Source organism: Amycolatopsis cynarae (assembly GCF_026802195.1).
Classification (GTDB): Bacteria; Actinomycetota; Actinomycetes; order Mycobacteriales; family Pseudonocardiaceae; genus Amycolatopsis_E; species Amycolatopsis_E rhizosphaerae.
The window spans coordinates 6,671,321-6,693,247 of sequence record NZ_CP113836.1; the positions used below are offsets into that span (position 1 = coordinate 6,671,321).

Sequence of the window (21,927 nt, forward strand, 5' to 3'; positions counted from 1 at the left end):
GGGACCGGCAGTTGGAAATTCACCGCGACAGGGTCGCGACCACCGCCTGCTCCGCCTCGGACCGCGGTTCGGGGGGCGGCGGCTTGCGCAGGTAGCGGCGCAGCCGCTGGGTCGGTTCCTCGACCAGACGCCACGAAAGCTGGCCCGCCAGGAAAGCAGCGGGCACGACCAGCGCGATGAGCAGCCACAACTGCCGGACCCCGGCCATGACCAGCAACTGGGTGATCAGGAATCCCCACAGGTAGATCCCGTAACTGCCGGAGAGCAGGGTGCGGCCCCGGGCCCACCGGCTGGGCCAGTGCGAAGCCAGGGTGATCGCGCCGTAGGACGCCATGGCGGCGAGCAGGTAGCGGCTCGCCGCGGTCTCGGTCGCCAGTATCCACGCCACGACCAGGACGACGGCCACCCAGGGGCGGAGCGGGATCTTGTCCCGGTAGGTCCGCAGGATCATGCCGATCACGAACGGCACCAGGAACGCCACCAGCGAACCGATCGGCACAACCAGCAGGGAACCGCCGCCACCCTGGTACGCCTCGGTCGCCCCGAGCACGGTGTCCCCCCAGACCAGGCCTCCCAGCAGCACGAACAGCACGAATCGTGGCGCGCCGAAGGAGATCACCAGCCCGGCTGCGAGGACCAGCCCGTAGGCGAGGACCTCCATGGGCAGGGTCCACAGCGAGCCGTTGACCGCGTACGGATACGGGTTGCCGAGGAAGACTCCCGGCAACTGGTGCTGCATGAGGAACAGCACGGTGGTGCCGACCAGGTAACGCCAGGTCTGGACGTGGGCGAAGTAGGCGTGCGCGGGCCACGAGGTGATCAGCGGCCCGATCACCAGCGTGGTGATCAGGAGCGCCACCACCAGCGGCGGCACGATGCGCAGCAGACGGCGGGCCGAGTACCGCCACCACGACGGATCCCGGAGCCAGCTGTCCTGGACCTGGAAACCGCTCATGGCGAAGAACGCCATGAGCGTCACGTATCCCGGGGTGACGAACCAGGACGGGGGGAAGAAGGCCACCCCTTGCACCCCCAGCAGCGGGATGCAGTGATCGACGACGATGACGAGCGCGCCGATCGTGCGCAGCCAGGCGAAACCCGTGTTGGGATTCGCCTGGATTTTCCTTTCAGGCCGCACCGGCCGATGGTAATATGCCGACTCACCTTCGAAGGCGTGTCGATGTGCGCGTTATCGTAACAATGTCTCAAGTGTCCTTCGTGCGTTCTCCGGCCCGAACTGCCTGGCCACCGCGGCCTTTCCGTGTTCGGACAACGTCAGCCACAGCTTGTCGTCCTCGAGCACGGTGACCAGCTGGGCCGCGAGTTCGGCGGCGGTTTCACCGAGCAGCGCGCTTTCCCCCGGCACCAACGGCATCCCTTCCGCGGCCAGTGAGGTCACCACCACCGGCACCCCGTGCCCGAGCGCTTCACCGACCTTGCCCTTGACGCCCGCGCCGAACCGCAACGGGGCCACCACGGCGCGGGCCCGCCGGTAGTGGGGGGCGAGTTCGGGCACCCAGCCGTGCACGAGCACGCCTTCCCCGGCGAGGTTCCGGATCTCCTCCGGCGGGTTGCTGCCGACGATGTGCGCGACCGCGTCGGGCCTGCTGAGCCGCACCAGCGGCATGATCTCCTCGGCCAGCCAGCGCGCCGCGTCGCGGTTCGGCAGGTGGTCGAAACTGCCCACGAAGAGCACGCCGGAACGCCCGTCCGGCACCGCTTCCGCGCGGTCGGCGGTGTGCACGTTGGACAGCACCTCCACCTTCGCCGAAGGCACCAGCTCGCCGAGGAGCTCCCGTTCCACCTCGGACACGGTCAGCGTGACGTCGGTGGTGCGAGCGAGCCCGAGTTCGAGTTCCCGCAGGACGGCGGCCCGGCGGCGCAGCGATGCGGCCTCGTCCTCGTCACCGGTCTTCGCGGCCAGCTCGGCCTGCCGCTCAAGACGCAGGAAGTGCAGGTCCACGGTGTCGTAGACGACGCGGCAGTCCGGCGCCACGCCACGGATCTGTTCGAGCAGCCGCCAGGCCACCTCGGGTCGCGACAGCAGGGCGAGGCGCAGCGCCGGGCCCGCTTCACGCAGGAACTCCCGCTGGTGCCCCTCCCCGGCGATCACCGTGATTCCCCGGTCGTGCAACAGCTTCGTGTAGTCCTCCGGAAGCCATTGGTTCATCGGGAAGAACACGACCCGCTCGCGCAGGTCCGCGAGCAGTTCGAGGACGCGGCTCATCCGCACCGAACCGGAGTCCTCGTCCGGCCGCGGCACCTGGTGGTCGGCGACCAGCACGAGGCCACCGTGGTGGCCTGAAGCGCCGCGCTGCCGGGCAAGCCACACGTTGCGCGGACTCGCCTCGGGCAGCTGCCCGGCCAGCTGTGCGGCCCACTTGTCGACGAACACGGTCCGGTTCAGTTCCTGGTGGCGCTTCACCCCGGAAGCGAGGTCGGTGCCGTTGGACACGCCCTCGTGGTGCACCACGACCGACGCCGGCTGCACCATCGTGCGGTAGCCCGCCGCGCGCACGGCGAAGGCGAGGTCGGTGTCCTCGTAGTAGGCGGGCGCGAAACGCGCGTCGAAGCCGCCGATCTTCTCGAAGAGGTCTCGCCGGACCAGCAGGGCCGCCCCCGAGCAGTAGTCGACCTCGCGCACGGTCTGGAACCACGGCTCGTTCGCCTGCTGGTTGCGGCCGTAGTTCCAGCCCGTCCCGTCGGCCCAGATGATCCCGCCGCTCTCCTGCAGGGTGCCGTCGGGATAGATCAGCTTGGAGCCGACGAGGCCCACGTCTTCGCGGTCCTCGACGAGCTCGACGAGCTTGTCCAGCCATCCAGGCCGGACCTCGGTGTCGTTGTTGAGGAACATGATCAGCTCGCCGCGCGCGTGCTCCGCACCCAGGTTGCAGGCGCCGATGAAACCGAGGTTGCGCGGGGCACGGACCAGGCGCACGCCGGGGCAGGCGGCCGCCCGGTCGGCCGAGTCGTCCGGAGAGGCGTCGTCCACCACGATCACCTCGAACGGCGTGACCGGCAGCGCGAGTTCGATGGATTCCAGGCAGCGACGGGTGTAGTCCCAGTGCCCGTAGGTCGGGATGACCACGCTGACGATCGGCTGTTCGCTCGTCGTCACGGCGATCGGGCCGGGCACCGGAGGCGCCGAGGGCAGCACCCCGGCGGGACGGCCGAAGGCCCGCTCGTACAGGTCACGCCGCCGGGTGCCGCGCGGCGCGTACCGCTCGATAGAGGTGCGGTAGCGGTTGATCAGGCGCTGGCCCAGTGCGGACTGCTCCTCGCGCAGGCGCGCGTTCTCCGCCGCCAGTTCGTGCACGGTGCGCTTCAGGCTGCTGCTGGTCTCGCTGAGCCAGGAGAGCCGCGCCTGCTCGTGACCGGCCTTGCGCTGCTCCCGGTCGAGTTCGGCGGCCAGCTGCCGGTTTTCCGCACGTTCCCGCTCGATCCGCTCCAGCGCGGCGTCCCGTTCGGCGGCGGTCCGCAGACCGGTTTCCCGGGCCTCTGCCAGTTCGGCCGCCCTGCTCTCGGCCTTCTCGGAAGCGCTTTCGAGGTCGCGTTGCAGGGCCTGTGCGGCCTGGGCCAGCCGGTCCACCTCGGCGCGCGCCGCGGCGACGAGGGCCAGATGTTCGTCGACCAGCACGGAGACCCCGGGGCTTTCGACCCGTTCATCCGAAGCGACCGCGAGGAAATAGGTGTGCGGCGCACCCTCGCGCACCGACCACTCGTCGGCCGAGGTCTGGTTCATGGTGTGCAGCTCGCCACCGGTTCCCTCGCCGTGGATCAGCGACCCGACCGCGACGTTCTGCCGCAGCAGTTCGACGTGGGCGAAGCTCCCCGACAGCAGCGAACGGAAACCGTCTTCGTCCAGTTCCCTGACGTGATAAGGGTTCTCGTTGCCGTGGTCGTGCGTGTAGACCTCGACGTCGGGGGTGCTGCACAGGAAGACCCCGCCGGGGACCAGCAGCCGCCGCACCAGTCGCAACACCTGTTCCTGGGCCTCGACGTGTTCGATCGCCTCGAAGCAGGTGATCACGTCGAAGGGTTCGGCCCCGGACAGCGCCTCCGGATCGTCCATCGAGCCGACCTCGAAGCTCACCGTTCCGGACTGGTAGCGGCGCCGGGCGTGCTCGACGGCGGCCGGGTCCAGTTCCAGCCCCACCACCGCGGCCGCGGCCCGGCCGAGCAGCGCGCAGCCGTACCCTTCGCCGCTGGCCAGGTCCAGCACGCGCTTTCCGGCGACGAACCGCAGGGCGAAGGCATAACGGTGGTAGTGCTCGTAGATGACCTGGTGGTCGTCGGTCCACGGCACGCAGCGTTCGCCGGTCCACTCGATGAGTCGTTCGCCCGGGGTCCCCACATCCATGCCGAGCAGGTTAGCGAACCGGCACCACCGGCCCGCGGTGCTCGGTACCCTACGTCCCATGAAGGTGGGCACCCGATCGCACCCGCCGGGCTCGGGCGGTCTGCCTCCCACTCCGGAATCCTGGCTGCCCAAGGAACACAACCTCTACCGGCCCCGGCACAGCCTGCGGCAGCGGACGGCACTGGTCTCCGCCATCGTCTTCTTCCTGGTACCGGCGCTGGCCTTCGTGGTCGGTGTGCGGCCCACCGCCTTCGAAAACCGCGCCCTGCACGGGTTTCCCCCACTGGGCTCGGGATGGGCGTTCTTCACCGGATTGTCCGCCTGGGCCACCGACCAGCTGCCCCTGCGGCAGGCCGGGGTCGAGGCCGCGAACGGCATCAGCACCGGTGTCTTCGGGGACCCGCCCGGATCCGGCCGCGGCAGCACACAGGGGGGACCCACCGTGCTCGGGCCGCAGGACCAACGGCCGCCGACCCCTCCGGCGGAGAACTACCCGCCCCTGATCTTCGGTTCCGACGGCTGGATCTACCTGGGTGCCGACGTGAGCAACAAGTGCGCGCCCACCCTGAACCCCGCGGGGGTGGTGCGGGCGTTCCAGCGGTTGCGGGCGGCGGTCGAATCGTCCGGACGGCGCTTCGAGCTGATCATCGCCCCGGACAAGTCGACCGAACTGCCCGAGCACCTGCCCGCCTCCTATCCCGGGCGCGACTGTTCGCGAGCGGTTTCCGACCAGTTCTGGCGCGATGCCACCCAGCTCGGAAACATCGACCTGCGCCCGAGCCTCGCCGCGACCACGGCCCGCGTCGGCCACCCGCTGTACGACCCGAACGACACGCACTGGAACTACGAGGGCGGCCTGACCATGGCCTACGCCCTCGCGGAACGGCTCCAGCCCGGCATCACCGCCTCCTGGATGGCGAAACCGGGACGGGTCAACCCGTGGCCGGCGGATCTTCCCCCACTGATCGGAAAATCGGAAAACCGGCATCTTCAGACCTACTCGCTCGCCCCGGACGGCACCACGGATCGCTCGCACTACGTGGCGAGCGATTTTCGAACTCCCCTGCACCTCCAGCAAAACACCGCCGAACCGGGGAAGGGTGTCATCGGGGGCAAGGTCGCGCTGATCGCGGACTCGTTCACGCAGTTCGCATCGCCGTTTCTCGCCGCGGCTTTCCAGGACGTCAGCATCGTGCACGCCGAAACGATGGCGGCGAACCCCACGGCCGAAGCCGCCCAGTTGCTCGCCGACCGGGACACCGTGGTGGTGGAGCTGGCCGAACGCAATGCCGCGGGCGGCGCGAGCCCGCTGCTCGAGGATTCCGTGATCGACCAGATCGCCGCGGTACTGGCGAATAACCCCAGGTAGCAACAACCGCGCCAATGGCGGGGTGCACAATATGCACGGTCCGGGAACCGCTTCACCGTTCCCGGTTGTCGCGGCGGAGCCCGTCAGCATCGGTGAACATCTATCCCGAAGGGGGTGCCGGGGTGACCTGGCAGGAAGAGTTGCGCAAGCTCGACGAAGACCTGGCGAGCGGCACCCTGTCCGCCGACGCCTACCGCGCGCGACGCGACCAGATCCTTTCCGCCGCGGTGACCTCCGGCGATCCCGGCTCCCAGCCCAACCAGGGCGGTGAACAGGCGAACGCGACGCAGATCATCGAACCGGTGTCGCCTCCCGGCGGTTTCCCGCAGCGCCCCGGCACGCAGAACCAGCCGGCACCGCAGCAGCCGGTGCAGCAGCCGCCCCAGCAGCAGGTGCCGATGCCCGGCGTCCACCCGGAAGCCACGCAGGTGGTGCAGCCGCGCGACACGGCCTCCGAGCGCACCCAGGCGGTGCCCGCGTGGCAGGTCCAGCAGCAGCCTCCGTACCAGCAGGGCCCGCAGTCCCCGCCCGCCGGCTTCGCGGCCCCGCAGCAGCCGATGTGGAACGCCCCGCAGGAGGACGCCACCCCGCCGTGGGCTGGTTCGGACCTGCCGCCCATCGCCCCGACCGGCGGCTACGACTGGGGCGGCGGCCCGCAGGTGTCGCAGGGGCCGGAAAGCTTCGACTCGGGGCCGGGTTCCTCGGGCAACAAGGGACGCAAGATCCTCTTCTCGGCCCTCGCGGTGATCGTGGTGGCCGGGCTCGGGGTCGCCGTGTGGCTGCTTTTCTTCCACAACGGCAACACCCCGCAGGGCGTCGCGGCGAACACCCCCGCCCCCACCGCGGCCTCGCCGACCACCAAGCAGCTGCCCGCGCCGCCCCCGGCGAAGGCCGAGCCGGCCGACGACAAGAGCGCACTGATCACGCCGCCGGGTACCCCGCGCAACGGTGGCGGTGACTTCACCCTGACCACCCTCAAGAGCGGCAAGCTGCTGCCGGACACCGTCATCTCGGCGCTCACGCAGGGCGGCATGACCAGCGGACGGCTCAACACCTCGACCGACGGCGCGGTCACGATCGGCATGTTCTCGCTGACCCTGCCCGACACCCAGACCGCCTCGACGGTGGCGCAGCAGTACGCCAGCAACCAGCAGAACGGCGGCCTGCCCGCGAACCAGGACCTGGCGATGCAGGGCGTGCCGGTGTTCAGCACCCGCAGCGGAAGCAGCCAGGCGGTCTACCGCGCGGTGTACGTGCTGTACGGCCGAGTGATCATCGTCGAGGCCTTCGGCAGCGACCGGACCGCCGTCGAGGACGAGTTCAAGACGGTTCTGGAGCAGCAGATCGAGCACGCGCCGCCGACGCAGCGCAACTCCTGACCGGAACGGCCGGGGCCGGGGCGGGGGTCACACTTCAGTGGCTTTTCTCCCCGGTACCCCGACCACCTCCCCCCTTCGCGCGTCTTCCGGACAGAGGATCACGTGCGAAGGGAGGTACGACATGTGGATGGGCATCGGCCTGGCCGGCCTCGCCGGGATCGTGTTCCTCGTGCGGATAACCTGGCAACTCCTCCGCGGCCGCTAGAACTTTTTGGCAGTCCCCGACGCCGTTGAAAAGCACAAGCTATGTGTTACGGGGTTTGACCAAACCGGACTCGTAGGCGAGGACCACCAACTGGGCGCGGTCACGGGCGCCGACCTTGGTCATGATGCGGCTGACGTGGGTGCGGGCGGTGGCGGCGGAGATGACCAGCTGCGCGGCGATCTCGTCGTTCGACAGGCCGCCGGCGACAAGGCCGAGCACCTCGCGTTCACGTTCGGTGATCTGCTCCACGGCCCGCGCGTCGACCCGCCGGTTCTCCGGCCTGGCGACGAACTCCGAGATCAGCCGCCGGGTGACGGTGGGCGCGAGCAGCGCTTCCCCGGCCGCCACGATGCGCAGCGCCCGCAGCAGTTCGACCGGCTCCGTGTCCTTGAGCAGGAATCCGCTCGCCCCGGCTCGTAACGCTTCGTAGACGTAGGCGTCGATGTCGAAGGTGGTCAGCACGAGCACCTTCACCGCGGCCAGTTCCTCGTCGGCGGTGATGCGGCGGGTGGCTTCGAGCCCGTCCACACCGGGCATCCGGATGTCCATCACCACCACGTCCGGCTGGTGCCGCCGGGCCAGTTCGACGGCACCAGCACCGTCACCGGCCTCGCCGCAGACCTCGAACCCCTCCTCGGTTTCCAGCAGGACGCGGAACCCGGCGCGCACCAGCGCCTGGTCGTCGGCCAGCACCACGCGGATCGGCATTCGCCCCTCAATCCCCCTCGGTCCGCTCCTCGACGGGCAGCAGCGCCCGTACCTCGAATCCGCCGTCGACGGGTCTCGCGGTCAGCTCTCCGCCGAGGGCCGTCGCCCGCTCGCCCATACCCCGCAACCCGTTGCCCGGCTTGGGCTCGGTCGCACCGCGGCCGTCGTCCCGTACCACGAGTTCCAGCGTGCCGCCTCGCCGCGCGAACGTCACCCGGACCAGACCCGGCTGGTTCGCATGCCGCACCACGTTCGTCAGGGATTCCTGCAGGATCCGGTAGGCGGCGCCGTCCACGGGCGCGGGGAGCTCCCCGGGAGATCCGTGCACCTGGACGTCCAGACCGGTAGCGCGGGTGTGGTCGAGCAGTTCGTCGAGCTGGCGCAGGCTCGGCGCCGGGCCGAGCCCCTGTCCGGAGCGCAGGACCGCGACGGTGGCACGCAGGTCGGCCAGTGCGGCGGCGCTCGCCTCCTTGATCGCCCGCAGGGCCTCGACCGCCTGTTCGGGACGGCGGTCGGCGACGTGCGCCGCCACCCCGGCCTGCACGTTGATCATGGCCAGGCTGTGGGCCACCACGTCGTGCACCTCGCGGGCGATCCGCAGCCGCTCCGACTCGGCAAGGCGCTCGCGGTGTTCGGCGGTACGCTCGCGGGCCGCCTGGATCGCCGCGACCCGGTTGCGCACGGCCGTCCCGATGCCCAGCACGGCCGCCAGCCACGCGATGACCAGCGCGGCGCGCGCGTCGAGGAGAGCGCTTCCCCGGACGATCAGATGCGCCCCGAACGGCACGGCCAGTGCCACGGTCCCGGCGATACCGGCCACCACCGGCCCCCGCAGCCTCGTCAGCGTGAACAGCGCGACGGTGGGCAGAAGCATCGCGGGCCCGCTCGGGTAGGCCGACCAGTAGTAGGCGAAGGTCAGCCCGGCGACGACGAGGAACACCGGGAGCGGGAACCGCCGCGACACCAGCAACGGCAGGGCGGCGGCCACCAGCCAGGCGTAGCCGAGCGGGTCGAGTGGATGCCGGGCGTGCTGGAAATGCCCGGCCGCGGTCGTCACACCGAGGACCAGCACCATCGGCACGACCGTCAGCAGGACATCGCACGGGGCCGGCACCCGCCCGTTCCCTCGCCACACGCCTGAAAAGCTACGGCACTCCGGCCCGGTGCGCGTCCGTCCGGAAGCGGCCGTCCGATTACGTCCCCGACGTTAGGTCCAAGCAGCGCAGCTTCGCTTCGGTTTCCGCGTCGGCGGGGGTGTAGGTGGTCAGCCGGATCTCGGAGCGGCGACCGAACCACAGGTGCGTGTAGTCGAAGCTGAGCAGACCGGCCTCGGGGTGCAGGAAGTGCTTGCTGAGATTGCGCATCGGCTGCACGTCGTGCTGCTCCCATGCCCGCGCGAACAGCGGCGATTCCTCACGCAGCCGCTTGACCAGCTTCTTGAAACTCGGCTCCCCCACGTGCTCGGCCATCACTGCCCGGAACTGCGCCACCGACCGCGCCACGCCGTCCTCCCAGCCGGGCAGCCGCGCGTGCCACTTCGGGTTCGTGCACAGCTGCAGCAGCGAGTTGCGCTCCTCGAACGGCAGTTCGTCGACCTCGAACAGCCAGTTGTGGGCGCGGTTGTAGGCGAGGATGTCGGTGCGGCCGTTGTACGCGGCGGCGGGGAACGGATCGAGCTTGTCGAGCATCGCGCGGATGCCGGGCGAGACGGCCTTGCACTCCTTGGCCACGACCGGCTCGCCGAGCCCGGCGAGGGTGAACAGGTGGGAGCGCTCGTACGGGTCGAGCCGCAGGGTGGTCGCGATGGCCTCGAGTACCTGTTCGGAGGCGTTGATGTCGCGGCCCTGTTCGAGCCACGTGTACCAGGTGACGCCGACTCCGGCGAGCTGCGCGACCTCTTCGCGCCGCAATCCCGGGGTGCGCCGGCGGCCGAAGGACGGGAGGCCGACCTGCTCGGGGGTGATGCGCTCGCGGCGGCTGCGCAGGAACGCGGCGAGTTCCCGGCGGCGGATGACGTCGGGCCGCTCCGGTGCGGCGGTGGTCAGAATGCCGGTCATGCCGCCACTGTGTCACACCGTCCAGCCAGTTACCAGGTAGTCCGAATACCTGGATAACCAGGCTCCTGGTACCAGGTTGGACGGCGCCCGAACCTGGTACTCATGACGACCACCACCACCCTCGCGGCGCCGGCGACTCCGGCGTTGAGCCGGGCCGGGCTGGCCACGGTGCTCCTGGGTGCCGCACTCGCCCCGATCGACATGTTCATCGTCAACGTCGCGCTGCCGACCATCCACAGCGATCTGAAGACCTCCACCACCGCACTCGAATGGATCGTCGCCGGGTACGCCATCGCCTACGCGCTGCTGCTCGTCGTGGGCGGGCGGCTCGGCGACGCGTTCGGCCGCCGCCGCCTGTTCACCGCCGGGTTGGCCGCGTTCACCCTCACCTCGCTGGTGTGCGGGCTGGCGCCGGACGCGACCGTGCTCGTGGCGGCCAGGGTGGCGCAGGGTGGCGCCGCGGCCATGATGGTGCCGCAGGTCCTGTCGATCATCCAGGCCACCACCTCGGGTGAGCAGCGGGCCCGGACCCTGGGCTACTACGGCGCCACCGGCGGTATCGCGATGGTGATCGGCCAGCTGTTCGGCGGGGTCCTGGTGTCGGCGGACATCGGCGGCACCAGCTGGCGGCCGGTCTTCCTGGTCAACGTGCCGATCGGGCTGCTGGGACTGCTGCTGGCCCGGCGGACGCTGCCCGAGACCCATGCCACCGACCCCGTGGGGGTGGACCGCGCCGGCACCGCGCTGCTCGGCCTCACACTGCTCACCCTGCTGGTCCCGCTGATGGAGGGCCGGACGCTCGGCTGGCCGCTGTGGTGCTGGCTGGTGCTCGCCGCCTTCCCGTTCGCCGCGACCGCGTTCGTGAGAGCGGAACGCCGGATGGAACAGGCCGGTGGCGCGCCGCTGCTCCCGATGTCGGTGCTGCGCGTGCCGAGCATGCGCCACGGCCTTGGCATCGCCATCCCGTTCTTCACCTCGTTCGGCGGCTTCATGTTCGTCTACGCGCTGACCCTGCAGGACGGCCTGCACCTCGGCCCGCTCGGTTCCGGCCTCGCCCTGACCCCGCTCGCGCTGGCCTTCCTGGTCACCTCGCTGAGCAGTAGCAGGCTGGTGCGGCGGTACGGGCACCGCGTCGTCATCCTGGGCACGACCGTTCAACTGCTCGGTCTGCTCACCCTGATCGCGACCGTGCTGATGGCGTGGCCGAACCTCGACGTCGCCGATCTCGCGCCGGGCACCCTGCTCTGCGGGGCGGGCCAGGGCCTGACCGCGCCGACCATGTTCCGGCTGATCCTCTCGCGGGTGCCCGCGGCGAGCGCGGGGGTGGGCAGCGGGGTGCTGACCACCACGCAGCAGACCTCGCTGGCGCTCGGCGTGGCCACTCTCGGCAGCCTGTTCGCCAGTCTCGCCACCGGTGGGCTGGAGGGCGCGCTGCTCACCGTCACCGGGGTGCAGGCACTGCTGATCGCCGGGATCGCGGCGACCGCGAACCGGCTGCCCGACCCCCGCGCGTGAAAAATCCGGGCGAACCCGTCGGAGCAGCGGCCTCCCGGACGACGATGGGGATGTGAGCGAACCGCGGGTGCGACCGGACCCGGCCTTCGAACTGCTCGGTCTGTACGAGACCGCGCTGCCGGAGGTCTACGGGTACCTGCTGTCGCGGTGCGGGAACCCGACCGTCGCCGAGGAGCTCGCCTCGGAGACCTTCCTCGGTGCGGTCACCGCCTGCCGACGGCCGGAGGCACCGCCGGTCAGCACCGCGTGGCTGATCGGGGTGGCCCGGCACAAGCTGGTCGACCACTGGCGCCGCAGGGAACGCGAGGAGCGCGGGCTGCGGCTCGTCCACGAGCAGGAGGTCGAGACCATCGATCCCTGGGACGGGCGACTGGACGCGCTGATGGCCAGACAGGTGCTCGACGAACTGGGTGTCCATCACCGGAGTGCGCTAATCCTGCGCTATGTGGACGGACTGGGAGTTCCGGAGGTGGCCCGCCTGCTCGGGCGCACCGTGCACGCCACGGAGGCGCTGCTGGTGCGGGCCAGGTCCGCGTTCCGCGCGGCTTACCGGGAGAAGGAGGGCAGCGATGGCTGATCCGTTCGCCGACCTCCATGCCCTCCTCGGGCAGGCCCGGCCGATCGAGCCCGATCCCCGGTTCGCCACCGGACTGCGGGAGCGGTTACGCCGCGCCGTGCTGCAAGGAGAACCGGAAGGAGCACGAGGAATGACCACGACCGAAACGCCTGCGAGGGCCGAAGTGCGCTCCCTGACCCCGTACCTGGCAGTGCCCGATGCCCGGCGCGCGCTGGACTTCTACGTCGAAGTGTTCGGCGCGACCCGCCGTGGCGATCCGGTCGTCATGCCGGACGGCACGATCGGGCACGCCGAACTGGCGATCGGCGATGCCGTGCTGATGCTGGCCGACGAGGCACCGGAGATCGGGCACCGGGCCGCGCCCGCGGGCGCCTCGATCCGCATCGAACTGTCCGATGTAGACGATGCGGTGGCGCGGGCGGTGGCGCGGGGCGCCGAGGTGCTGCGACCGGTGCAGGACAGCGGATACGGCCGCAGCGGGGCGCTGCGCGACCCGTTCGGGCAGCGGTGGATCGTCGCCCAGGCCCCGGCACGGACGCCCGGGGGCGAAACCGGGCCCCGGCACGGGGAGGCCAACTACTTCACCTTCCAGGTACCGGATGCCGAACTGGCCAAGACCTTCTACGGCGGGGTGCTGGGCTGGCGGTTCTCCCCCGGCAGCGTGGAAGGCGGCTGGCTGGTCCAGGGACACGGACTGGAGGGCGGGCTGTGGGGCGGCCCGGGGCGGCAGATCGGCTGGAAGCCGATGTACGCCGTCGACGATCTCGAAGCGGCGCTCGCCCGGGTGCGGGAACTCGGCGGCCGGACCGGGGAGAGCGAGCATCACCCCTACGGGCTCACCGCCGACTGCACCGACAACCAGGGCATCGAGTTCTGGCTCTGGCAGCGCCCCTGAGCGCCCTGAGCGCCCTGGGTGCCCCTGCGCGGCTCCTGGGCATCCTAAGCCGTGGCGCGGGCGCGGACGCGGGGACGACCAAGACCCAGCCAGCACAGACCGGCCGCGAGGATGGCCGGCGGGTCGAGCAGGTTCCGGGTGTCGACCACCGCGTCGCCGTGCATGAGGTCGGCGAGGTAGGACCAGTCGAGGCGGCGGAACTCGTCCCACTCGGTCAGCACGACGATCGCGTCCGCGCCCTTGGCGACCTGGTACGGGTCGTCGACCAGGCGCATCCCGGGCAGGTCGCCGCCGATCGCCGGGTCGTAGGCGGTCACCTCGGCACCGTGCGCGGCGAGCATCGAGGTCACCGACAGGGCCGGGGAGTCGCGCAGGTCGTTGGTGCCCGCCTTGAACGCCAGGCCGAGCACCCCGATCCTGGACCCCGCCAGGCTGCCGCCGACCGCTCCGGCGATCTTGGCGACGATCCGGTCGCGCTGGGCGATGTTCTCGCCGATCGCGGCCGACAACAGGGAGAAGTCGAAGCCGACCGACTCGGCCACCTGGACCAGCGCGTGGGTGTCCTTGGGCAGGCACGAGCCGCCCCAGCCGGGGCCGGGCTTGAGGAAGGCCCGGCCGATCCGGTGGTCGTACCCCATGCCCTCGGTGACGGACAGGATGTCCGCGCCCAGCCGTTCGCACAGCTCGGCCATGGCGTTCACATAGGACAGTTTCATCGCCAGGAAGCAGTTGGCGGCGTACTTCACCAGTTCCGCGCTCGCCGCGTCGGTGACCACGGTGGGCGCGGCGAGGTCGGCGTACAGTGCGGCGACGCGCCGCGCGGCGGCCTCGTCGTCCGCGCCGACCACGATCCGGTCGGGGTTGAGGAAGTCGCTGACCGCGGTGCCCTCCCGCAGGAACTCGGGGTTCGCCACCACCGGCACGTCGGACCGGCCGAGCCGGTCACGGATGCGTTGCGCGGTGCCGACCGGGACGGTCGATTTGGTGATCACCACGCATCCCGGCGGAAGCGCGCCGGCGATTTCATCCACGACCGCCTCCACCGCGCGGAGGTCGGCCGCGCCCTGCGCCCCCATCGGGGTGGGTACGCACAGGAACACCGCCTGCGCGTTCCAGACCGAGCCCCGGGAGCCGACCGCGAAGCTCAGCCGCCCGGCGGCCAGTCCGCGGGAGACCAGTTCCTCCAGCCCCGGTTCGAGGATGTCCACCTGCCCGGCGGCCAGTCTGGCCACCTTGACCTCGTCGACGTCCACACAGGTGACCCGGTGCCCGAGGCTGGCCAGGCAGGCTCCGGTGGTGAGGCCGACGTATCCGGTACCGATCACGGTGATCCGAGCTGAGCCCATGCTGGGAAGGTGACAGCCGGAGTTGACGGCCGCGCTAACGGCAGGGGTCAGGCCCGAATACTCCACACGACGGGTGAGAAGGGCCACCACGGGCCCATGCGAACGAGCGTTAACCTGTGAGCGGCATTGCCGCCACGTCGAGAAGGGAACGATATGCGGATCACGGACACGGCAGCGATCGTCACCGGGGGTGCCTCCGGTCTCGGTGGTGCCACGGCCCAGGCGCTCGCCGCGAAGGGCGCTCGCGTCTTCGCCCTCGACCTGGCAGGCGGGATCGAAAAGGCCCCGGCGGTCGACGGCGTGACCTACGTCGAAGCCGATGTCACCGATCCGGAACAGGTCCAGGCCGCGGTGAACCAGGCCGCCGGTTCCGGCGTTCCGCTGCGGATCGTGGTCAACTGCGCCGGGATCGGCCCCTCCGCCCGCATCCTGTCCAAGCGCGGCCCGCACGACCTCAACCTCTTCCGCAAGGTCGTCGAGATCAACCTGATCGGCACCTTCAACGTGATCACCCTGGCCGCCGAGGCGATCGCGAAGACCGAGCCGCTGGCCGACGACGCACGCGGCGTCGTGATCAACACCGCCTCCGTCGCGGCCTTCGACGGCCAGATCGGCCAGGTCGCCTACTCGGCCTCCAAGGGCGGCGTGGTCGGCCTGACCCTGCCCTCGGCCCGTGACCTCGCCTCGCACGGCATCCGCGTGATGACCATCGCCCCCGGCATCATCGACACCCCGATGCTGGCCACCGTGAGCGACGAGTTCCGCGCCGGACTGGCCGCCGGGGTGCCCTTCCCGAAGCGCCTCGGCCGCCCGGACGAGTACGCCCAGTTGGCCGTGGACATCGTGGAGCACGACTACCTCAACGGCGAAGTGATCCGCCTCGACGGCTCGCTGCGGATGGCCCCGCGCTGACCCGCCCCGGTGCGGCCCCGCCAGGGGCCGCACCGGCTCAGAGATCGCCCATGTAGGGGATCTCGGCCGCCGGGCCGGACATCCACTCGCGCAGGGCCTTCGTGGCCAGGACATCGTCCTCGTTGTAGCGGAGCAGTCGGTCGCGCTGGCCGGGATCCGGTTCGCCGCCGTCCATCCCCACGGCCGCCCGGTACCAGCGCATCGACGCCTCACCGCCGGCCTCCGGATCGCGCCAGGTGAACCCGGCCACCGGGGCGACCACCTTGAGCCCCTTGCCACGGGCGCAGAGGAACTGGTCCGACACGCTGCGGAACAGGTCCACCCACTGATCGGAGTCCACAAAGGACTGGACCTCGCGCTTGGCCGGAATTCCTTCGAAATCGGCGAAGCGCTCGACCGAGCCGAACAGCCACCGGTTCTCCGCCATCGCGTTGTAGCAGTAGGCGCGGAAGGTCAGCCCCGCCGCCTCGGCCCGCCCGCGGACCTCGCGCAGCCAACCCCAGAACTCCGCGAACGACCGGGCTTCGTCCACTGTGGGCAGTGGGTCCCAGGTCACGAACGCCCGGTACCCGCGCTCGATCCCGATGTCGGCCCCGGAAAGCAGGCAGCCCCACAGGTACGCGCCCGACTCGCCGAAGCTCTCCATGTCGACGTCCAGTTCGACGTCGGCCCTCGGCACGACCACCTCGGGCACCTTGCGCACCACGGTCAGATCGGCGAGCCAGGCCCGCGCCAGCGCCACCGCGTCGGCGAAGGTGCCGGAGGTCCACAGGATCGGGGGCTCGTCGGCGGGATCGAGCGCGGCCAGCTTGTCCACAGTGGACACCCCGGCGCGGCGCAGTTCCACCGCGTCCTCACCACGCACCACCAGGCTCACGTCCCGCAGCGCACGCAGCTGCGGCTCACAGGTCACCCACCACGGGCAGGTACGGCACTCCAGGACCCGGGACGGCTCGGCCAGCACGGGCCCACCGCTCGCCGCCGCCTGCGCCACGGCGAGACGGTCGGCGAAACGCGCGTCGTACTCGGTGAGCGCGTTGCGGCCGCCCGGCCAGGTGGGCGCGGACAGGTCGTGCCACAGCACCACGTCGGCATCGAGGCCGATCACGCCGCCGAGCGGCCGCGCCGAGGCCAGGCCGAGTCCTTCCAGCATCCGCCGCAGGTGCGCCAGGCGGAGCTGGTCGCGCGGCTGCGACCGGACCTTCCGCCTGTCGTCGGCCGTCGCGTGTGCCGGGTCGAGATCGGTGGGGGCGGTGGTGATCGCCCCGGTGCCCGGGTCGGTGATCCGGTGGCGCACCACGAGCATCGGCAGGTATCCCTGGCCGTCCCGGATGAGCAGTTCCGCCCCGCCGCGCCGGTGGCCCCGGCGGTCGGCGGGCAGCAACGCGCCCCAGATGTGACTCGCGCCCTCCTCGATCGCCCGTTCCGTGAGCGCTACGCGCTCCTCGGCGGGAAGTTCGCGCGGCACCGTGACCCACTCCCCCGCGGCGGCCTCGATCAGCCGCCGCCGGATCTCCTCCCGGTGCGCCGCCGCGTCGGCGATCCGCTGCTCGGTGGCCGGATCCGGCGGTCCGAGCGGCGTGTCACGGTGCTCGGGGGCGTGTTCGAGGTGCACCCGGCGCCGGCAACGGTGTACCGCGGCGGCGTCCAACAGCACCTCGTTCTCCATACTCCCCACTGTAGAAGCCCGCACCGACGGAAAGTCACGGAGACCGCTCCCGTGCCGGACATGCCGGTCCGCCAGGTGACCAGTAAGTTCATCCCATGGCACGCAGAAAGACCCGCGAGTCCGAAGACAGGGGGCTGACCCCGAAGAAGGCCCGCAACGCCGTCTCGGTGGCCAAGATCGTGGTACCCGCGGTGGCACCCGTGCTCCTCCCCGTCGCGGTCCGCGCCGCAGGCGCCGTGCGTGAGGCCTACGACCGGTACCAGGCGCGCCGCCTCGGCGTGCCGGTGGAACGGCTTTCCGAGTTCACCGGCCGGGGCGCCGGACTGCTCGCCCGCATCGCCGGGGTCTCCGAAGCGCTCGACGAGCTGCGGAAATCCGAGCGGGCGACCGAGGACGACCGGCGGTTCGCCGCCAGGGCCCACGGCGATCTCGAGCAGCTGACCGCGGCGGTCCACGCGGCCGAACGCATGCCCTCCTCCCGTCGGAGGAGCGCGCATCACGCGATCCGCGACGAACTCGAGACCCTCGAATCCCAGCTCCTCAAGCGGCTCGGCGTCTGAATACCCGGTGGCGCGGGCCTCAGGTGATGAAGCCCTTCGCCACCATCCAGTCGTGCGCGACCTGGCCCGCGTCCCGGCCGTCCACGTCGACCTGCTTGCACAGCTCGATCATCTGCTCGTTGTCGAGTGCCTTCGTGACCGGCTCCAGCACGCCGGCCAGCGCGGGATGCGCGGCCAGGTAGGACTTCTTCATCGTGACGGCGGCGTTGTACTGCGGGAAGAACTTCTTGTCGTCCTGCAGCACGCGCAGGTGCAGGCCGGCGATGCGGCCGTCGGTGGTGAAGATCTCACCGAAGTTGCAGGTGCCGTTGGCGATCGCCGAGTAGATCGCGCCGGTGCCGAAGGTCTTGAGCGTCGTCACGGGGAACCCGTAGGCCTTCTGCACGCCGGGCATACCGTCCTGACGGCTGGCGAACTCCGTCTCCACGCAGAACACGGCCTGGTCCGGGTGCTGCGCCAGGAACGCGGTCAGATCGGAATCGGTCCGGAGACCGTGTGCCCGGGCGTACGCCTCGGTGGTCCCGAAGGCATAGGTGTCGTTGACCGGCGAATAGTCCAGCCACGCGATCCCGAAGCGCCGCTCGTCGGCCGCCTTGACCGCGTCGTACTGCTGCCGCTCGTCCGGGATGGGTTGCGTGTTGCCCTGGTAGGAGATCCAACCGGTGCCGGTGTACTCCCACATCAGATCGATCTGCCCGTTGAGCAGCGCCTGGCGCGCCGAGTTCGATCCGCTGATGTTGGTCAGGTCGACCACCTTGGCCCCGGCCGCGGACAGCGCCAGTTCCGCGAGGTAGCCGAGGATGATGTTCTCGGTGAAGTCCTTGGAGCCCACCGTGACGGTGAGCCCCGCCAGACTCGGCACCGGCCGGATCGAGCCCGGCCGCACCTGGTAGGGCAGTGCGGCGTTGACGTTCAGGCCGCATCCGGTCACCGACACGGCGAGCGCCACCGCCAGCACGGTCCGCAGCCATCTCGAGACTTTCACCGCAGCCCCCTCGGGCCGAAGTACTCCTCCATCACCGCGCCCACCCAGTCCACGAGGAGGGCGAGCCCGACCGCCAGCACCGCGCCGGTGACCAGCACCGGAACGCGGTTGAGCTTGTAGCCGGTGTCGATCATTTCGCCGAGCCCGCCGCCATTGACGAAGAAGGCGAGCGTCGCGGTGCCCACCGCGAGCACCAGCGAGGTGCGCAGCCCGGCCAGGATCAGCGGGTACGCCAGCGGAAGTTCGATCCGGAACAGCACGGCCGAGGAGGACATGCCGATCCCGCGGCCGGCGTCGGTCAGCGACGGATCCACCGCTTCGATGCCGACGATCGTGTTCCGCAGCACCGGCAGCAGTGAGTAGAACGCGATCGGCAGGACGGCGCACCAGAAGCCTTCCCCGCTGGTCCAGAGGAAGAACAGCACGAGCATGCCGAGCACCGGCGCGGCCTGGCCGATGTTGGCGATGCCGAGGAACAGCGGCGCGATCCGCCGGGCCCGGGGCCGGGTGAGCAGGATGCCGAGCGGGACCGCGACGAGCACCACGATCACCGCCACCGCGAGCGTGATCAGCAGGTGCTGCCAGGTGTCGGCGGCCAACGTGCCGGGGTTGAGGCTGCGCTGCTCGATCGCGTCGTTGTTCCTGGTCAGTGCCCAGATCAGCACGGCACCGACGAGGACGACCACGGCGAGCGGTTGCGTGATCAGCCGGGTCCGGTCGGCCCGGCGTGAACCGGATTCGCTGCGGAAAGCGCTTTCACCAACGGTGCTCATGACTCCGCGTACTCCTCACGCAGGCGATGGATCGCGGCGATCACCGTGTCGAGCTCGATCATCCCGGTGTAGCGGCCGTCCAGGCCGGTGACCGGTACCGCACCACCCTCGACGAGGATCGCCTCGAGCGCGTCCTGCAGCGTGGACTGCACGGTGACGCTGTCGCTGAGCGCGCGGCCGGCGCCGGCCAGCGAGGTGGCCCGGCCGAGATCGCCGATGTGGACCCAGCGGACCGGGCGGCCTCGCTGGTCGAGGACCAGGGCGTAGGTCGCCCGCCGCTCGGCGAGGCGCGCCCGCAACTGGGCCGGGGACTCGCCCAGGGTCGCGAGTTCGACCTCGCGGGACAGTTCCACATCGCGCACCCGCAGCAGGGTGAGTTGTTTGAGGGAGGCGCCCGCGCCCACGAACCCCGCGACCGTGTCGTTCGCCGGATGCGCGAGGATCGCCTCGGGCGTGTCGTACTGCAGGATCGTGGACCGGTCGCCGAGGACGGCGATCCGGTCGCCCAGCTTCACGGCCTCGTCGAAGTCGTGGGTGACGAAGACGATCGTCTTGCGCAGCTTGGCCTGCAACCGCAGCAGCTCGTCCTGCAGGTTGCCCCGGGTGATCGGATCGACCGCGCCGAAGGGCTCGTCCATCAGCAGGACCGGCGGATCGGCGGCCAGCGCCCTGGCCACCCCGACGCGCTGCTGCTGCCCGCCGGAGAGCTGACGGGGGTAGCGGTTCCGGAACTCCGCGGGATCCAGCCCGACGAGGTCCAGCATCTCGTCGACGCGGTCGTCGATCCGCTTGCGCTCCCAGCCGAGCAGGCCCGGCACCACCGCGATGTTCTGCGCCACCGTGAAGTGCGGGAACAGCCCGGCCTGCTGGATGGCGTAGCCGATCTTGCGGCGCAGCCGGTCCGGCTCGAGTCCGAGCGCGTCCTCGCCGCCGATGGTGATCCGGCCCGAGGTGGGTTCGATCAGCCGGTTGATCATCCGCATCGCGGTGGTCTTTCCGCAGCCGGAGGGGCCGACCAGGATCACCACCTCCCCGGCGGGGATGGTCATGGTCAGCTCGGACACCGCCGGCGCCTTCGTGCCCGGGTAGCGCTTCGTCACGTGGTCGAGTTCGATCTCCACCCCGGAGACGGCGGGCGAGCCGGGTGCCGGATTCGCGGTGTTCACGGTTTCAGACACGGATCCCCCTGGGCACGGTGAAACGGGTGATGAGGGCGTAGACCCCGTCGATGAGCAGCGCGAGGATGACGACGCCGAGCGTGCCGGCGAGGGCCTGGTTCGTGGCGTTCGCGCTGCCCGCGCGGGTCAGCCCGGCGAAGACCTCGGCACCGAGGCCGGGGCCCTTGGCGTAGGCGGCGATCACCGCGATGCCCATCAACATCTGGGTGGCCACGCGCATCCCGGCGAGGATCGCGGGCCAGGCCAGCCGCAGTTCGACGCGGGTGAGCACGCCGAACCGGCTCATCCCGATGCCCCTGGCCGCTTCGGTGACCGCGGGATCGACACCGCCGAGCCCGACGATCGTGTTCCGCACGATCGGCAGCAGCGCGTAGACGACGAGCGGGATCACGCTGGGCGCGACCCCGAGGCCGACGATCGGAATGAGCAACCCGATCAGCGCGAAGGAAGGGATGGTCAGGATCGTGCTGGCCAGTGCGGTGGCCAGTGCCGAGCCGAGGGGGCTGCGGTAGACCGCGACCCCCACCAGTACCCCGATCACGGCGGCGACGAGCGTCGCCTGGACCACCTCGCTGACGTGCAGCCAGGCCTGCAGGGAAAGTCTGGGCCAGCGATCCGCCACGTACTGGAATAGGTTCACGCGGCGTTGCCCTCCCTCCCGACTCGCTCACTCGTCCGGTGCGACGAGGAGTCGTTGGTAAACGGCGAGCTAACCGTTGCTTATTTTCCGCCAACAAGCAACCGTCACCCCTGGTCGACGCAGTCACCACCGGCCATCGACGCCGGGGATGACCAGGAGAGATATCGATTGATCACCTTTTCCCGCGCTCGAACCCGGAGTTGCGCTCACCACACGTAACGCCGTCGCGGCGCACTTCCGCCGTCTCCTACGCTGGGCGGGTGAGCAACCAGCGAGGGCAGCGCGGCGCGTTACGCACCGCGCGGGGCTGCTTGCTGGCCGTCAGCTCCGCCGGGCTGGCGATGACGGCGCATGCGCTGGCCGGCGGCGGAATGCCGGACACCGCGCTCACCCTCCTGCTCACCGCGCTCGTCGGCTGGACCGGCGCGGCGCTGGCCGACCGCACGCGCGGCGTCTTCGGCCTCCTCGCCGTACTGGGTGTCGCCCAGCTCGGCATGCACCTCGTGCTGTCCAGCCTGATGAGCCACCAGACCGCGCCCGGCACCGGGATGTACCTGGCACACGCCGGCGCCACCGTGCTCACGGGCCTTCTGCTGGCACACGCCGAATCGATGCTCCAGGCCGCGGTGGCCGGCCTGCGGCTGCTGCTCCCGGTCCTGCGGGGTCCGCTCCCCGTGCCGCCGGGCCCCGTGCCCGTCCCGCTTCCCGCGCCCGGCGACACCCCGCTCGTGTCGGTGGTGTTTCGCCGGGTTCACGGGCGGCGCGGGCCACCCGTCCGCTCCTGAAATTTCCCTTTCAC

Annotated in this window: 19 protein-coding genes; 8 read left to right on the forward strand and 11 right to left on the reverse strand. The window is 70.7% G+C overall.

Going from position 1 to position 21,927, the window contains the following annotated elements:
* Positions 1-19: 19 nt before the first annotated feature.
* Complete coding sequence (locus ORV05_RS32260; RefSeq protein WP_268755665.1) at positions 20-1,138, reverse strand: acyltransferase family protein; 1,119 nt, start codon at positions 1,136-1,138, stop codon at positions 20-22.
* 51 nt (positions 1,139-1,189) lie between these two features.
* Positions 1,190-4,360: a glycosyltransferase gene (locus tag ORV05_RS32265; RefSeq protein WP_268755666.1), complete on the reverse strand. Its 3,171-nt coding sequence runs from the start codon at positions 4,358-4,360 to the stop codon at positions 1,190-1,192.
* A gap of 58 nt (positions 4,361-4,418) precedes the next feature.
* Here ORV05_RS32265 and ORV05_RS32270 point away from each other — a divergent pair, with 58 nt between their 5' ends.
* Complete coding sequence (locus tag ORV05_RS32270; RefSeq protein ID WP_268755667.1) at positions 4,419-5,729, forward strand: alginate O-acetyltransferase AlgX-related protein; 1,311 nt, start codon at positions 4,419-4,421, stop codon at positions 5,727-5,729.
* A 122-nt stretch (positions 5,730-5,851) separates the two neighbouring features.
* On the forward strand, positions 5,852-7,108 hold the full coding sequence (locus ORV05_RS32275) for a DUF1707 domain-containing protein (protein ID WP_268755668.1): 1,257 nt from the start codon (positions 5,852-5,854) through the stop codon (positions 7,106-7,108).
* A 244-nt stretch (positions 7,109-7,352) separates the two neighbouring features.
* On the opposite strand, the gene ORV05_RS32280 is transcribed toward ORV05_RS32275, so the two are convergent.
* The 3 genes from ORV05_RS32280 to ORV05_RS32290 all read right to left on the reverse strand — a co-directional run bounded on the left by ORV05_RS32280 (position 7,353) and on the right by ORV05_RS32290 (position 10,078).
* Entirely contained in the window at positions 7,353-8,021 is a 669-nt protein-coding gene (locus tag ORV05_RS32280) for a response regulator (RefSeq protein ID WP_268755669.1), read from the reverse strand.
* Between the two features lie 7 nt (positions 8,022-8,028).
* Positions 8,029-9,096, reverse strand: a complete 1,068-nt coding sequence (locus tag ORV05_RS32285) for a sensor histidine kinase (protein ID WP_268759996.1) — start codon at positions 9,094-9,096, stop codon at positions 8,029-8,031.
* Positions 9,097-9,214: 118 nt separating this feature from the next.
* The gene (locus ORV05_RS32290; protein WP_268755670.1) at positions 9,215-10,078 is read right to left on the reverse strand and encodes a helix-turn-helix transcriptional regulator; all 864 of its coding nucleotides are present in this window, start codon (positions 10,076-10,078) and stop codon (positions 9,215-9,217) included.
* A 102-nt stretch (positions 10,079-10,180) separates the two neighbouring features.
* Here ORV05_RS32290 and ORV05_RS32295 point away from each other — a divergent pair, with 102 nt between their 5' ends.
* The 3 genes from ORV05_RS32295 to ORV05_RS32305 are packed head-to-tail and all read left to right on the forward strand — an operon-like array spanning position 10,181 to position 13,065.
* Complete coding sequence (locus tag ORV05_RS32295; RefSeq protein WP_268755671.1) at positions 10,181-11,593, forward strand: MFS transporter; 1,413 nt, start codon at positions 10,181-10,183, stop codon at positions 11,591-11,593.
* Positions 11,594-11,645: 52 nt separating this feature from the next.
* Positions 11,646-12,170, forward strand: a complete 525-nt coding sequence (locus ORV05_RS32300) for an RNA polymerase sigma factor (protein ID WP_268755672.1) — start codon at positions 11,646-11,648, stop codon at positions 12,168-12,170.
* Positions 12,163-13,065, forward strand: coding sequence for a VOC family protein (locus ORV05_RS32305; RefSeq protein WP_268755673.1), 903 nt, complete (start codon positions 12,163-12,165; stop codon positions 13,063-13,065). The genes ORV05_RS32300 and ORV05_RS32305 overlap by 8 nt, the downstream gene beginning before the upstream one ends.
* 44 nt (positions 13,066-13,109) lie before the next feature.
* Here ORV05_RS32305 and ORV05_RS32310 read toward each other — a convergent pair whose 3' ends face one another.
* Positions 13,110-14,411: a UDP-glucose dehydrogenase family protein gene (locus ORV05_RS32310; protein WP_268755674.1), complete on the reverse strand. Its 1,302-nt coding sequence runs from the start codon at positions 14,409-14,411 to the stop codon at positions 13,110-13,112.
* 153 nt (positions 14,412-14,564) lie between these two features.
* Between ORV05_RS32310 and ORV05_RS32315 the strand changes: the two genes are divergently transcribed.
* Entirely contained in the window at positions 14,565-15,323 is a 759-nt protein-coding gene (locus ORV05_RS32315; protein WP_268755675.1) for an SDR family NAD(P)-dependent oxidoreductase, read from the forward strand.
* A 37-nt stretch (positions 15,324-15,360) separates the two neighbouring features.
* Here the strand turns inward: ORV05_RS32315 and ORV05_RS32320 are convergent, their stop codons facing one another.
* Complete coding sequence (locus tag ORV05_RS32320; protein WP_268755676.1) at positions 15,361-16,992, reverse strand: TM0106 family RecB-like putative nuclease; 1,632 nt, start codon at positions 16,990-16,992, stop codon at positions 15,361-15,363.
* 95 nt (positions 16,993-17,087) lie between these two features.
* Between ORV05_RS32320 and ORV05_RS32325 the strand changes: the two genes are divergently transcribed.
* A complete protein-coding gene (locus ORV05_RS32325) occupies positions 17,088-17,552 on the forward strand; it encodes a DUF6474 family protein (protein ID WP_268755677.1) in 465 nt (154 codons plus the stop codon).
* Positions 17,553-17,571: 19 nt separating this feature from the next.
* On the opposite strand, the gene ORV05_RS32330 is transcribed toward ORV05_RS32325, so the two are convergent.
* From ORV05_RS32330 to ORV05_RS32345, 4 genes are read right to left on the reverse strand one after another with little or no spacing between them, the layout of a single operon-like run.
* A complete protein-coding gene (locus tag ORV05_RS32330; protein ID WP_268755678.1) occupies positions 17,572-18,537 on the reverse strand; it encodes a glycine betaine ABC transporter substrate-binding protein in 966 nt (321 codons plus the stop codon).
* Positions 18,534-19,310 carry an ABC transporter permease gene (locus ORV05_RS32335; protein ID WP_268755679.1) on the reverse strand — a complete coding sequence of 259 codons (777 nt, stop codon included), beginning with the start codon at positions 19,308-19,310 and terminating at the stop codon, positions 18,534-18,536. Before ORV05_RS32335 ends, ORV05_RS32330 begins: the two co-directional genes overlap by 4 nt.
* On the reverse strand, positions 19,307-20,488 hold the full coding sequence (locus tag ORV05_RS32340) for an ATP-binding cassette domain-containing protein (protein WP_268755680.1): 1,182 nt from the start codon (positions 20,486-20,488) through the stop codon (positions 19,307-19,309). Before ORV05_RS32340 ends, ORV05_RS32335 begins: the two co-directional genes overlap by 4 nt.
* Positions 20,481-21,128 carry an ABC transporter permease gene (locus ORV05_RS32345; RefSeq protein WP_268755681.1) on the reverse strand — a complete coding sequence of 216 codons (648 nt, stop codon included), beginning with the start codon at positions 21,126-21,128 and terminating at the stop codon, positions 20,481-20,483. Before ORV05_RS32345 ends, ORV05_RS32340 begins: the two co-directional genes overlap by 8 nt.
* A 311-nt stretch (positions 21,129-21,439) precedes the next feature.
* Between ORV05_RS32345 and ORV05_RS32350 the strand changes: the two genes are divergently transcribed.
* Positions 21,440-21,913 (forward strand): hypothetical protein, encoded by a 474-nt coding sequence (locus ORV05_RS32350; RefSeq protein ID WP_407652809.1) that lies wholly within the window; start codon positions 21,440-21,442, stop codon positions 21,911-21,913.
* The last annotated feature ends 14 nt before the right edge of the window (positions 21,914-21,927 follow it).

Bases quoted from the DNA above. Each gene is read 5' to 3' on its own strand.
- ORV05_RS32265 (WP_268755666.1), bottom strand. From the start codon at position 4,360: ATGGATGTGGGGACCCCGGGCGAACGACTCATCGAGTGGACCGGCGAA.
- ORV05_RS32270 (WP_268755667.1), top strand. From the start codon at position 4,419: ATGAAGGTGGGCACCCGATCGCACCCGCCGGGCTCGGGCGGTCTGCCT.
- ORV05_RS32280 (WP_268755669.1), bottom strand. From the start codon at position 8,021: ATGCCGATCCGCGTGGTGCTGGCCGACGACCAGGCGCTGGTGCGCGCC.
- ORV05_RS32285 (WP_268759996.1), bottom strand. From the start codon at position 9,096: ATGGTGCTGGTCCTCGGTGTGACGACCGCGGCCGGGCATTTCCAGCAC.
- ORV05_RS32290 (WP_268755670.1), bottom strand. From the start codon at position 10,078: ATGACCGGCATTCTGACCACCGCCGCACCGGAGCGGCCCGACGTCATC.
- ORV05_RS32295 (WP_268755671.1), top strand. From the start codon at position 10,181: ATGACGACCACCACCACCCTCGCGGCGCCGGCGACTCCGGCGTTGAGC.
- ORV05_RS32305 (WP_268755673.1), top strand. From the start codon at position 12,163: ATGGCTGATCCGTTCGCCGACCTCCATGCCCTCCTCGGGCAGGCCCGG.
- ORV05_RS32310 (WP_268755674.1), bottom strand. From the start codon at position 14,411: ATGGGCTCAGCTCGGATCACCGTGATCGGTACCGGATACGTCGGCCTC.
- ORV05_RS32315 (WP_268755675.1), top strand. From the start codon at position 14,565: ATGCGGATCACGGACACGGCAGCGATCGTCACCGGGGGTGCCTCCGGT.
- ORV05_RS32320 (WP_268755676.1), bottom strand. From the start codon at position 16,992: ATGGAGAACGAGGTGCTGTTGGACGCCGCCGCGGTACACCGTTGCCGG.
- ORV05_RS32325 (WP_268755677.1), top strand. From the start codon at position 17,088: ATGGCACGCAGAAAGACCCGCGAGTCCGAAGACAGGGGGCTGACCCCG.
- ORV05_RS32335 (WP_268755679.1), bottom strand. From the start codon at position 19,310: ATGAGCACCGTTGGTGAAAGCGCTTTCCGCAGCGAATCCGGTTCACGC.